This is a genomic window from Aureimonas sp. SA4125, from assembly GCF_019973775.1.
In the GTDB taxonomy this organism is placed as follows: Bacteria; Pseudomonadota; Alphaproteobacteria; order Rhizobiales; family Rhizobiaceae; genus Plantimonas.
The window spans coordinates 4,505,525-4,517,803 of sequence record NZ_AP025032.1 but is presented as its reverse complement, the minus strand read 5'-3'; the positions used below and the strand labels follow the sequence as shown (position 1 = coordinate 4,517,803).

At 66.8% G+C, this 12,279-nt stretch carries 12 protein-coding genes; 6 read left to right on the top strand and 6 right to left on the bottom strand.

What is annotated here, in order from left to right:
• Window positions 1-10: 10 nt before the first annotated feature.
• Window positions 11-379, bottom strand: a complete 369-nt coding sequence (locus Sa4125_RS21355; RefSeq protein ID WP_224001455.1) for a DUF2849 domain-containing protein — start codon at window positions 377-379, stop codon at window positions 11-13.
• Window positions 380-639: 260 nt separating this feature from the next.
• On the bottom strand, window positions 640-1,881 hold the full coding sequence (locus Sa4125_RS21350; protein ID WP_224008120.1) for a ubiquinone biosynthesis hydroxylase: 1,242 nt from the start codon (window positions 1,879-1,881) through the stop codon (window positions 640-642).
• Between the two features lie 229 nt (window positions 1,882-2,110).
• Here Sa4125_RS21350 and tesB point away from each other — a divergent pair, with 229 nt between their 5' ends.
• The 3 genes from tesB (at window position 2,111) to Sa4125_RS21335 (ending at window position 4,961) form a co-directional block, all read left to right on the top strand.
• Entirely contained in the window at window positions 2,111-2,986 is an 876-nt protein-coding gene (gene tesB / locus Sa4125_RS21345) for an acyl-CoA thioesterase II (RefSeq protein WP_224001453.1), read from the top strand.
• A 236-nt stretch (window positions 2,987-3,222) separates the two neighbouring features.
• The gene (locus Sa4125_RS21340; protein ID WP_224001451.1) at window positions 3,223-3,561 is read left to right on the top strand and encodes a P-II family nitrogen regulator; all 339 of its coding nucleotides are present in this window, start codon (window positions 3,223-3,225) and stop codon (window positions 3,559-3,561) included.
• Window positions 3,562-3,578: 17 nt separating this feature from the next.
• Complete coding sequence (locus tag Sa4125_RS21335; RefSeq protein WP_224001449.1) at window positions 3,579-4,961, top strand: ammonium transporter; 1,383 nt, start codon at window positions 3,579-3,581, stop codon at window positions 4,959-4,961.
• A 162-nt stretch (window positions 4,962-5,123) separates the two neighbouring features.
• Here the strand turns inward: Sa4125_RS21335 and Sa4125_RS21330 are convergent, their stop codons facing one another.
• Window positions 5,124-5,402: a GNAT family N-acetyltransferase gene (locus Sa4125_RS21330; protein ID WP_224001441.1), complete on the bottom strand. Its 279-nt coding sequence runs from the start codon at window positions 5,400-5,402 to the stop codon at window positions 5,124-5,126.
• Between the two features lie 231 nt (window positions 5,403-5,633).
• Between Sa4125_RS21330 and Sa4125_RS21325 the strand changes: the two genes are divergently transcribed.
• Together Sa4125_RS21325 and Sa4125_RS21320 are read left to right on the top strand one after the other, a co-directional pair.
• Window positions 5,634-8,588 carry a DNA translocase FtsK gene (locus Sa4125_RS21325; RefSeq protein ID WP_224001439.1) on the top strand — a complete coding sequence of 985 codons (2,955 nt, stop codon included), beginning with the start codon at window positions 5,634-5,636 and terminating at the stop codon, window positions 8,586-8,588.
• 129 nt (window positions 8,589-8,717) lie between these two features.
• Window positions 8,718-9,353, top strand: a complete 636-nt coding sequence (locus Sa4125_RS21320; RefSeq protein ID WP_224001437.1) for an outer membrane lipoprotein carrier protein LolA — start codon at window positions 8,718-8,720, stop codon at window positions 9,351-9,353.
• A gap of 79 nt (window positions 9,354-9,432) precedes the next feature.
• Here Sa4125_RS21320 and Sa4125_RS21315 read toward each other — a convergent pair whose 3' ends face one another.
• Window positions 9,433-10,008: a DUF1349 domain-containing protein gene (locus Sa4125_RS21315; RefSeq protein ID WP_224001435.1), complete on the bottom strand. Its 576-nt coding sequence runs from the start codon at window positions 10,006-10,008 to the stop codon at window positions 9,433-9,435.
• 143 nt (window positions 10,009-10,151) lie between these two features.
• Here Sa4125_RS21315 and Sa4125_RS21310 point away from each other — a divergent pair, with 143 nt between their 5' ends.
• Complete coding sequence (locus Sa4125_RS21310) at window positions 10,152-10,952, top strand: exodeoxyribonuclease III (protein ID WP_224001433.1); 801 nt, start codon at window positions 10,152-10,154, stop codon at window positions 10,950-10,952.
• Window positions 10,953-10,967: 15 nt separating this feature from the next.
• Here Sa4125_RS21310 and Sa4125_RS21305 read toward each other — a convergent pair whose 3' ends face one another.
• Together Sa4125_RS21305 and Sa4125_RS21300 are read right to left on the bottom strand one after the other, a co-directional pair.
• Window positions 10,968-11,420, bottom strand: a complete 453-nt coding sequence (locus Sa4125_RS21305) for a cyclic nucleotide-binding domain-containing protein (protein WP_224001430.1) — start codon at window positions 11,418-11,420, stop codon at window positions 10,968-10,970.
• A 261-nt stretch (window positions 11,421-11,681) separates the two neighbouring features.
• A complete protein-coding gene (locus Sa4125_RS21300) occupies window positions 11,682-12,179 on the bottom strand; it encodes a MarR family transcriptional regulator (protein ID WP_224001428.1) in 498 nt (165 codons plus the stop codon).
• Window positions 12,180-12,279: the final 100 nt, after the last annotated feature.

Genomic DNA, 12,279 nt, shown 5'->3' with positions numbered 1-12,279 from the left:
TTGATGGCGCTCAGGCTTCGTAGCGGTTGTCGAACTCGGCCTGCTTGCCGTAGTCGGGATGGATGCTCGGGCCCTTCTGGCGGATCAGCTCGCGGAAATGGCGCGCCACCGGCAGGCCGCTGGCCGCGATCGTCACCGGCACGAGATAGGGATCGACGACGAGATTGGCCTTCACGTCCGAAGCAGCGCGCGCTTCCATGGCGGCGGCGGTCTCGGGGTCGGCGCCGACCGAAGCCTTGGAGGGATCGCGCGTCCAGCCGTCGGCCGCCAGGAAGACGACGTCGCCGGCGAGCAGATTGTTGGCGCTGAGCACGACGGGAAGCTGCGGTCCCTTGCTCTTCGGCGAGGCCTTCGGTCCCGCCTTCGCTTCATTCGCCATTACCGGATCCTTCCCGCTGCCGTCGATGCCGCTGCATAGGCCTTTTCGCCCGGCGCGAAAACGCCGAGTTTGAGATTGTTCTAAATAGAGCGCTTTTCGCCGGCACGCGGCGGCGGGAATTCTCTATCTCGGGCGGTAAGGGGAAGAATTTGCCACGGTGGACGGCCGGCGCGCGACGGCGGACGTCGGGGCGGATCCGGCCGCGCTGCCGGTCCCGCGCTGCCACCGCGGCAAAGGCGGCAGACCGACCGGGAACCGCGTCAGATCGGCTCGCCCTGCAGCAGCCGCGGCGACGGTCCGCGGGTGAGGCCGGCGGCCTGGCCGATGAAGAAATCCTTCAGGGGCGGAGCGCGGTCGACCAGCGACAGGCCGAAGGAGCGGGCCGCGCGCAGAAGCGGGTTGTCGTTGGAGAACAGGCGATTCAGCACGTCGGTTGTGACGCCCATCTGCACCGTGTCGAAGCGACGCCAGCGCTGATAGGTCTCGAGCACGTCGAGCGCGCCGATATCGAGCCCGAGGCGCGCCGCGTCGACGACGACTTCCGCGAGCGCGGCAGCGTCCTTGAAGCCGAGATTGAGACCCTGGCCGGCGATCGGGTGAATGCCGTGCGCGGCGTCGCCGGCGAGCGCGATACGCGGCTTGACGAAGGCGCGGGCGATGGTGAGGCCGAGCGGGAAGGCGCGCTTGCCGCCCTCGACGGAGAGGCGGCCGAGCTTGTGGCCGAAACGCTGTTCGAGTTCGAGCTCGAACATCATGTCGTCGCCGGCGACGAGGCGGTCGGCCTCGCGCGTCGGCTCGGTCCAGACGAGCGAGGAACGGTTGCCCTTCAGGGGCAGGATGGCGAAGGGGCCGGAGGGCAGGAAATGCTCTTCCGCCCGGCCGCCATGCGGGCGCTCGTGCGCCACGGTGCAGACGATGCCGGACTGGCCGTAGTCCTTATGGATGGTGGCAATGCCGGCCATGGCCCGGATCGCCGACTTCACGCCGTCGCAGGCCACGAGCAGCTTTGCCTCGATGCCGGTGCCACCCGCCAGACGCACGGTGATCGAGGCCGGGCCTTCCTCGATGCCGGTGACGGTCGAGGCGGCGCGGATCTCGACGCCGAGCGCGGCGGCGCGGGCCCGCAGCGCCCCGTTGAGGGCGACGTTCGGCACCATGTGGGCGAAGGGTTCGCCCGGCTGGGCCTCGCCGCCGAAGGTGAGGAAGACCGGCCGCACGACGTCCGCGGTCTTGGAATCGGTGACGATCATCTCGGTGATCGGCTGCGCCTCGGGCAGAAGGTCCGCCCAGAGTCCGAGCTGCGTCAGCATGCGGATCGCGGCGGCGGCGATCGCCGAGGCGCGGCCGTCCCTCTTCCAGGCGCCTTCGGGCGCGGCATCGACGAGGACGATCTTGAGGCTCGGCGCGGCATCGGCAATGGCGACGGCCGTTGCAAGCCCGACATAGCCGGCACCGGCGACGACGATGTCGGCCCGTTTGGGTATCTGGAACTCCGCGGGCATCCGGGCGGGGAAGGTCGTGTCGACATCGGACATGCAAGCTCTCCTCGGCCATTGCGCGGCCCGTGCCCTTTCCAAGGCGTCGTCTGATCTAGGGACATAAGGCGGCGGCGACAACCGGAGAACGTTCGAACCGGCGACCCTCGAGGCGCGCCGGACACATTGACGCCCCCTCGGCAAGCTGGTGCATAGCCGAAGGACCGCGATCGGCGGCAAAGAGAAGGGAACGACCATGGACGAGGGCGTCGCGAAGCTTTTGAAGATCCTCGATCTCGAGCGGATCGAAGAGAATCTCTTTCGTGGCGTTTCGCCCGATCAGAGCTGGCAGCGTGTGTTCGGCGGGCAGGTGATCGCCCAGGCGCTGGTCGCCGCCCAGCGCACCGTCGATCCCGAACGCATGGTGCATTCGCTGCACGGCTATTTCCTCAGGCCGGGCGATCCGAAGGTGCCGATCGTCTACGATGTCGACCGCATCCGCGACGGCGGCTCCTTCACCACGCGGCGCGTCGTCGCAATCCAGCACGGCGCGGCGATCTTCTCGCTCTCGGCGTCGTTCCAGCGACACGAGGAGGGGCTGGCGCACCAGGCGCCGATGCCGGACGTGCCGCATCCGGACACTCTGCCGCACGGGGCGGCACTCTCCGCCCTGCTGCTCGACAAGGCGCCGGAGCCGGTGCAGCGCTACTGGCGCCGCCCCCGGCCGATCGAGTTCCGGCCGGTGTCCTTCGATCACTATCTGACCAACGACAAGCTCGACCCGGTGCAGCAGATCTGGGTCCGTGCCTTGTCCGACATCGGCGACGATCCGGCCCTGAATGCCGCCGTCCTGGCCTATCTCTCCGACATGACGCTGCTCGATACCGCCCTCTTCGCCCATGGCCGCTCGGTCTTCGACGCCGGCATCCAGGCCGCGAGCCTCGATCATTCCATGTGGTTCCATCGACCTGCCAAGGTCTCGGACTGGCTGCTCTACGCCCAGGACAGCCCGAGTTCCTCCGGCGGCCGCGGGTTGACGCGCGGTTCGCTGTTTTCGCTGAGCGGAAACCTTGTCGCCTCCGTGGCTCAGGAAGGGCTGATCCGTCCAAGGAAGATTATGCCGGAAAATTAGTCACATGCCTCGTGATGCGGCATTTGATCGGAGATTGTGCGCCCCGAGCTGACGCATGATCGGGCGATTGTGCGTCGCGGCATCGAAAATGCGGCGAAATCGCGACAAGCGGCTCACTTGGCACGCGGCTTGGATAGTGAGGAGCAGTCACCTTCTCGGGCATGCAGTCCGGAGGGCAGATGGCTCGGCACAGCGGCGCCCGATCGCCCGGCCGCCGCTCAAGATTCGAGGTGCACATGAAAATCGTGATGGCCATCATCAAGCCGTTCAAGCTCGACGAGGTGCGTGAAGCCCTGACCGCCGTCGGGATCCAGGGGCTCACCGTGACGGAAGTGAAGGGCTACGGCCGCCAGAAGGGTCATACCGAGATCTATCGCGGCACCGAATATGCCGTGAGCTTCCTGCCCAAGCTGAAGGTCGAGGTCGCCGTGGCGACCGACATGGTCGACCGCGCCGTCGAGGCGATCACGGTCGCCGCCAAGACCGGCCAGATCGGCGACGGAAAGATCTTCGTCTTCGGCATCGATTCCGCCGTGCGCATCCGCACCGGCGAAGTCGACGCGAACGCGCTCTGAGAAAGGACCGAATTCACATGCGATTTGCCAAAACCCTCCTCTCGACCGCGGTTCTCGCCGGCCTCGCCGCAACCGCGGCCTTCGCCCAGGACGCCGCCGCCCCGGCGGTCGATGCGGCTGCCGCTGTGGCGCCGGCAGCTCCTGCCGTTCCCAATCCCGGGAACACGACCTGGATGCTGATCTCCTCGATCCTCGTCCTGTTCATGACGGTGCCGGGCCTTGCCTTGTTCTACGGCGGTCTCGTGCGCGCCAAGAACATGCTGTCGGTGCTGATGCAGGTCACCATGATCACCGCCGTGATGATGATCGTCTGGGTCGTCTACGGATATTCCATGGCCTTCGGCGGATCCACCAGCCCGTATTGGGGCGGCCTCGGCAAGCTGTTCCTCGCCGGTGTCACGACGGATTCGGTCTCGGCGACGTTCTCCTCCGAGGTCATTCCGGAATATGTCTTCATCTGCTTCCAGATGACGTTCGCCGCCATCACGCCGGCGCTCATCATCGGTGCGTTTGCCGAACGGGTGAAGTTCTCCGCGGTGATCCTGTTCTCGATCCTCTGGGCGACCTTCATCTACTTCCCGGTCGCGCACATGGTGTGGGATGCCGCAGGGCTCATCTTCACCGGCGCCCATGCCGGCGGTATCGCCGCGCTCGACTTTGCCGGTGGCACGGTCGTGCATATCAATGCCGGCATCGCCGGACTTGTCGGCTGCATCATGATCGGCAAGCGCACCGGCCTCGGCCGCGACATGATGGCGCCGCACTCGATGACGCTGACCATGGTCGGCGCCTCCATTCTCTGGGTTGGCTGGTTCGGCTTCAATGCCGGTTCCAACCTCGAGGCCAATGGCGGCACCGCGCTTGCCATGATCAACACGTTCACGGCAACCGCCGGCGCGATCGTCGCCTGGGCCATCGCGGAAAGCTTTGGTCGGGGCAAGGCCTCGATGCTGGGCGCTGCGTCCGGCATGGTCGCCGGACTGGTCGCGGTGACGCCCGCCGCCGGCCTGATCGGGCCGGTCGCGGCGATCTTCCTCGGTGCGATCGCCTCTGTCGTCTGCTACTTCTTCGTCGCCGTCATCAAGCCGAAGTTCGGCTATGACGATGCGCTCGACGTCTTCGGCATCCACGGCATCGGCGGCATCATCGGCGCCATCGGCACCGGCTTCCTGGCGAGCTCCTCGCTCGGCGGCGTCGGCTATGTCGACGGCGTCACCATGGGCGGCCAGGTCTACTCGCAGATCATTGCCGTGCTCATCACCCTCGTGTGGAGCGGCATCGGTTCGCTCATTCTCTACAAGATCGTCGATCTCGTGATCGGTCTGCGCCCGACTGTCGAAGCCGAGCGCGAGGGTCTCGACATCACCTATCACGGCGAGGCGGCCTATCACGCCTCCTGAACCGGCAAGGGGGCGATGGCGCCCCCTTCACCTCGGCAAAAAGGGCGGGCCGCAAGGCTCGCCCTTTTTCATGTCTGCCGGCCGCAAGTCTGCCGGCCGCAAGTCTGTCGCGCGCAAGTCTGTCGGCCGGATGCCGTGACCGGCGATGCCGGCGGGCGGGCGCTACTTCGCCAGCAGGCTCTGCCAGTCGGCGTGGCGAGCGAATTTGCGCTGGGCGAAGGGGCAGCGCGGGTCGACCTGCAATCCCATGCGCCGGGCATAGTCGACCGCCGCCGCCACGAGCGTCTCGCCCGTGCCCTCGCCGCGCCGGGTTTCCGGCACGAAGGTGTGGTCGATGACGATCGTCCGAGGACGCGGATGGAGATAGATCAGTTCGGCGCCGGGAACGTCGCTGACGAGGAAGCGTCCGCCGGTTTCCGTGGCTTCGTGTCGGATATGCATGTCTGCCGTCCTCCCCGAGTTCGTTTCGGCTAGAATTAACCCATCGCTCGACCGGGACAAGTGGTCGCATGCCGGATCGAGCGTGCCGGTGCCGCGGCGGCGCGGCGGTGGCGGCGTGTCAACCCGAGCTTAGGGTTAAAGAGGCTTTAACCAGAACGACTTACTCTGTCCACCAGCAGGCTTCGGTGATTCACCGGGGTCGACCGATGCAGTGGAATGGGCGAATTGATGATGGCGTCTACGACAACGGGACCACGGACAGCGGCGCGGACCGACGGGGCGCATCGTCCCGAACCGACCGGCTTCCTGCGCCGCCAGGGCGAGATCGCCGTCGGTTTCGGGCTGCTCGGGCTTGCAGCCTTCCTCGCGGTGTCGATGGCGACGTGGACGGTGACCGACCCGTCCTTCAGCCAGTCCAACCACAACGAGGTCGCCAATCTCGCTGGCCCGGCCGGCGCGGTGGTGGCCGACATCGTCATGCAGGTGTTCGGCCTCGGCGCCGTGCTTCTGGCGGTCCTGCCCGTCATCTGGGGCATCATCGTCGCCCTGGGCAAGCCGATCGACCGGATCTGGCGCCGTGCCTGGCTGGCGCTGGCCGGCGTGGTGCTGGCGTCTGCGGCGCTCGGCTGCCTGACGGCGCCGGCCGGCTGGCCGCTGCCGATCGGTCTCGGCGGCGTCGCCGGCGACCTGGTCCTCAAGTTTCCGGCGCTCGCCACCGGCGCCTATCCCGATGGCGTTCTCGCCATGGTCTTGGCGGCGATGATCGCGGTGCCGGCCGGCTGGCTCTTTCTAAACGGCGCGGCGCTCATCGATCGTCCCTCGGCCGATCCCATGGTGGCCGCCGACCGCCGCACGCAGATTGCGGCGCGCGCCGCCGCGACCGGTCAGGCCGCCCGGTCCGCCGCCGAGGAGGACGAGGACGAGGGTGAAGGCAAGCTCGCCCTTCTCTTCGGCGCCCTCGCGCACACCGCCTATTCGGCCAAGGCCGCCTTCGACCGGCGCCGTACCGATCTGCAGGCCAAGCGCAACGAGCCGGCGGAGTTCGCCGACCGCTTCGACACCTGGCACGACAATCCGCAGGAGGATACCGAGTTCACGCCGCCGCCGCCGCCCCGTGAGACCCATCCCCGCCAGATCCGCGTCACGGCGCCCGCGCAGAGCGGCGGCTACATCGATCCGCTCGATGACGAGGAGAACGGCGAACCCCGCAGCGACAAGCCAGAGCCTTTCCAGTTCGATACGCCGGTTGCCGCGCCGCGCGCGACGGCTGTCGACGACGATGCCTTCGAGGTGGAGGACGAAGACGACGCTTACCGCGCCGAGGGCCTGGAAGACGATCAGAACGTCGACGGCCTCGACCTCGACGACGCCATTGTCGGGCCGGCCGAGCCCGTCACGGACCGCCCCCCGGTCGAGGAGACCTCGGGCTGGCGGGGCCTTGCCGCCAATATCGTCGCGTTCCCCGGCAAGCGGCGCGGGAAGAGCGAGGCAGTGGCGCCTGCGGCTCGGGAGGCCGTCCGTGCCGAGCCGGCACCCCTTCCGGCCCGCACCTCGGCGCTTGCCGCCGCACCGGTGCGTGTCGCGCCCGCTGCCACCATTCCGGCGCGCGGCCGCACGCAGCGCGGCGGCGAGGCGATGCTCGCCCGCAACGCCGTGCCGCTCCCCTTCGAATTGCCGCCGATCGACCTGCTCGCGCCGCCGCGGCCGCGTAGCCGCGACACCATGCTGTCGCCCGAGATCCTGCAGGAGAACGCCCGGCTTCTGGAGGGCGTTCTCGACGACTTCGGCGTGCGCGGCGAGATCATCGAGGTGCGGCCCGGTCCGGTGGTGACGCTTTACGAATTGGAGCCGGCGCCCGGCATCAAGTCGAGCCGCGTCATCGGTCTTGCCGACGACATCGCCCGCTCGATGAGCGCCATCTCGGCCCGCGTCGCCGTCATTCCCGGCAAGAACGCCATCGGCATCGAGCTGCCGAACCAGAAACGCGAGACGGTCTACTTCCGCGAGATGATCGCGTCGGAATCCTTCCAGCACAACAAGGCGAAGCTGGCGCTGGCGCTCGGCAAGACGATCGGCGGCGAGGCGGTCATCGCCGATCTCGCCAAGATGCCGCATCTTCTCGTCGCCGGCACCACCGGCTCGGGCAAGTCGGTGTCGATCAACACCATGATCCTGTCGCTGCTCTACCGGCTGTCGCCGGCCGAGTGCCGGATGATCATGATCGACCCGAAGATGCTCGAACTTTCCGTCTATGACGGCATTCCGCATCTTCTTTCCCCCGTCGTCACCGATCCGAAGAAGGCCGTCGTCGCGCTGAAATGGACGGTGCGCGAGATGGAGGACCGCTATCGCAAGATGTCGAAGGTCGGCGTGCGCAACATCGACGGTTTCAACGCCCGCGTCGCCGCCGCCATCGAAAAGGGCGAGACGATCTCGCGCACCGTGCAGACGGGATTCGACCGCGAGACCGGCGAGCCGATCTTCGAGTCGGAGGAGTTCGACCTCCAGCCGCTGCCCTACATCGTCGTCATCATCGACGAGATGGCCGACCTGATGATGGTCGCGGGCAAGGACATCGAAGGCACGGTCCAGCGCCTCGCCCAGATGGCCCGCGCCGCCGGCATCCATGTCATCATGGCGACGCAGCGCCCCTCGGTCGACGTCATCACCGGCACCATCAAGGCGAATTTTCCGACCCGCATCTCCTTCCAGGTGACGTCGAAGATCGACAGCCGCACCATCCTGCAGGAACAGGGCGCCGAACAGCTGCTCGGCATGGGCGACATGCTGTTCATGGCCGGCGGCGGGCGCATCCAGCGCGTCCACGGTCCCTTCGTCGACGATGCCGAGGTCGAGCATATCGTGGCGCATTTGAAGGCGCAGGGCACGCCCGACTATCTCGACGCGATCCTCGAAGAAGATGACGAGTTGGGCGGCGAGACGGGCGGCAAGGGTGGCGATACCGGCGGCGATCCGGACGGCGAGGCCGACCTCTACGACCAGGCGGTGGCGATCGTCCTGCGCGACGGCAAGGCCTCGACCTCCTACGTGCAGCGGCGCCTGTCGATCGGCTACAACCGGGCCGCCTCGATCATCGAGAGGATGGAACGCGAGGGGATCGTCGGGCCTGCGAACCATGCCGGCAAGCGCGAAATCCTCGTGCCGACGGAAGAAGAGCGGATGTAGCCGGCGCCTGCGCCCTATTGAAGCCTTGAGCCCGTGGCATCCATTTGGCCGACAGCCCGTTCGAGGATGGTGTTTCGACACGGGCCGCCGAAAGGCGGCCGGGACGGGCAACGACGAAAGAGGACGATGATGCTTCGCCACAAGACCCGCACCACCCGCCGCCTGGCGACCGCGCTTCTCGGTCTCGGCCTGATGCTGCCTGCCGCGATGCCGGCGGCGCATGCCCAGGCGAGCGCGGCCGCGCAGGCGGTCGCCGATCACTTTTCCGGGGTCAAGTCGATGACCGGCGACTTCATGCAGTTCGACCCGAACGGCAAGCAGACCGAAGGCAAATTCTACATCGAGCGGCCGGGCAAGATCCGCTTCGACTATTCCGGCGCGCCGCTGCGCGTCATCGCCGATGGCGAGCAGGTGGCCATCAACAACCGCAAGCTCAACACCTGGGATCTCTATCCCCTGTCGAAGACGCCGCTGAAGCTCCTGCTTGGCCAGACCATCGACCTCTCCTCGGCCAATATCGAGAGCGTCAAGGAGGAGCCCGACCTGACGACCATCGTCATGGGTGACAAGTCGGTGTTCGGCGACAGCCGCATCACCATGATGTTCGACCCGACGAGTTTTGACCTGCGCCAGTGGACGATCCGCGACAACCAGGGCAAGGACACGAGCGTGATGGTCTACAACATCCGCTCGGGCGTCGCCTTCGACCAGTCGATGTTCAAGATTCCCTATACCGCGATCGCCGCCGGCCAGACCGGCAAGTAGCGCCGGCGCGCCAATATTGCCGGGCAGGGCGGGCTATCGGCGGCGAGCTTTGCCTTGCCCCTGCCAAGAGGCAGTCCTGCTACGACAGGTCGTGCAGGGTTTTCGTCGAGGGCGGCCCGATAGAGAAATCGCTGAAGGCGACGGACAGACCCGCCCGCTCGGGCGTGCAGCACATCGGTCCGACCATATAGGAGTCGGCGCGGATGAAGGGCGCAAGCCGCATCAGCGGCCAGAGCGCTCCGTCGCTCGAGGCCTGAAGCCTGAGGACGCCCTCCCGGACGGTGATCCGCAGGCGGAAATCCGCGGCATTGCCGTCATAGGGCCCCGTCGCCCAGTCGGACCGGCCCTGCGTCAGGACGCTGCCCAGCATCGGGCGACCGTCGGAATGTTCGATCCCGACCTTCACCCAGTTGGCAGCGTCGACGCGCACCATCATTCCGGCCTGGTCGTAAAGCGTCTCGTAGGACGCTCTGACCCTGACTTCCGCCGTGAAGTCGCCCTGCGTGCGGGCGCCAAAGAAATGGCCGCTGTCCCGGCTGAAGCCGTAATGCGTCTCCTGCCAGAAGTCGGTGCGGGCGTCGGTGACGACGTCGAGACGATTTTCGCCGAGCGACCAACGGACGGGCTCGTTCAGCCAGGTGCAGCGGTCGAACATGCAGGTCCCCCTCGGTCGTCACGGCTTGGTGCCATGCATGCCGATATGGGCCGGATGGCACCGCGGCCAAGGGCCGAGCCAAGGCTTGCAGGCCGACGCACCGCCTCGCATAAGGGCGGCCCGTTCGCCGCCGAAAGTCCGACATGTTCTCCATCGCCACCTGGAACATCAATTCCGTCCGCCTGCGCCTGCCGCTGGTCGAGCATTTCCTGCGGGAACACCGGCCGGACGTCCTCTGCCTGCAGGAGATCAAGTGCCAGGAGGAGCAGTTTCCGCTGACGGCCCTGCAGGCCCTCGGCTACGAGCACATCGCGATGCATGGTCAGAAGGGCTATCACGGCGTCGCGACGGTCTCGCTGCATCCGCTGGAGGACGTCATGCGGCAGGATTTCTGCGCCGTCGGCGACGCGCGGCATCTGTCGGTGCGGCTGAGGTTCGGGGAGCGGCATCTGCGCATCCACAATTTCTACGTTCCGGCCGGCGGCGACGAGCCTGATCGGACGGTCAACCCGAAATTCGGCCACAAGCTCGACTTCATCGAGGAGATGCGGCGCACGAGCGCCTCGGCCGAGCCCGGCGTCTCCTCGCTTCTCCTCGGCGATCTGAACATCGCGCCGTTCGAGACCGATGTCTGGTCGCACAAGCAGCTTCTGAAGATCGTTTCGCACACGCCGGTGGAGACAGACGGCCTCCTCAGGGCGATGGTCGACGGCGGCTGGGCCGATCTCGTGCGGGCGCAGATTCCCATCGAGGAGAAGCTCTTCACCTGGTGGAGCTACCGCGCCAAGGACTGGACGCTGGCCGACCGCGGCCGCCGGCTCGACCATATCTGGGGCTCGACCGATCTCGTCTCGGCGCTGCGGGGCCTCACCGTCCTGAAGGAGGCGCGCGGCTGGGAGCGGCCGTCCGACCATGTCCCCGTGATGGTGACGCTCGACCTCTGATCCGTGGCCGGACCGCTACTGGAAACGCTCTTCCAGTGAAAGGATCTCGGCGGTCAACCGGCCGAGCTGGTCGGCGATCTTCTCATGAAGGGAAAGGGCGATCTCGGGATATTCCTCCAGCATGCGGTGGAACAGCGCGCGGGTGACGTGGATGAGGTCGCAGTCGGTGGCGGCGACGGCATCGGCCGGTCGGCGGGTTTCGGTGATCAGAGCGAGTTCGCCGATCAGCGTGCCCGGGCCGAAGCGGCCGATGGTCCGCTCGCGGCCGCCCCGGCTGTTCTGCAGCATGACCTCGCCGCTGGCGACGACATAGCCGGCGTCGGCCCGCGAAGCCTCCCGAAAGACCACCTCGCCCTGGCGCAGGCGCCGGTGATCGGCGCCGAATGCCAGAAGCCGCAACTGGTCGTCGGTGAGGTCGGCAAAAAGCGGAACGTCCCGCAGCACCGCGATGTCGCTCTCCAGGCTCATCGGGTCCTGATCACTCCGCCGTCGACGCTTCCGCCGCATCGACTGGCGATCGGCTGAGCGTGCATTTCCACCCTATGGCGCCCCGTCATTGCTGTCGCGGGGACGCATCGTGCGCGAATCTATAGCCGCGAGCACCGCGCAAGCAAACCGCCCCGTCGCGCTCATCAACACATCGGTCTGGATGACGCGGCACAAGCCGGCTTCCCGTCCCACTGGACGCCACTGTATCGGCCGTACCAGCCGACAGCACCGAGCCGAGAATCAGGCGCGGGCGGACCGCCCCATCGGCAGCAGGTCGTTCGGAAAGCTGACGAAGGGGACGGTTTGAGCAAGATTGTCCCGGATTCGCAAAAGAGCGCTTTCCATCGTCCGGAGTTCGCCGGCGTCGATGCCGTCGGTGATCTGCGCGTAGATCTGCGCGGCCAGGGGGCGGACCTGGTCGATCACATCGTCGGCTCTGTCCGTGAGGTGGATCACCTTGGCGCGCCGGTCGGTCGGATCGGTCGTCCTGATGATCAAGCCGCGGGTTTCCAGGCGGTCGAGATAGGCGGACAGCGTCATCGGCTCCACACCCATTCTTTCCGCGAGAACGGCTTGCCGTGCCCCACCATGCCGGGCGACATGGGCCAGAGCCCGAATCTCACCGGGGGTTAGAACGAGTCCGGCATCGCCCATCGATTTTTCGAAGGCCTGCCGAAACAGGCGCGAAAGATCGTTGAGGAGGAAGCCGAGGGAATTTTCGGGCATGATCTGTGTCATGGTCCTTCTTCTTTTTGATATTTGCGACCGATCGACAAAGTATTCGGTGGCACCGATCCGTCGGGCAGGAGTTCGTTCAACACGGCCCGTAATCATAAGG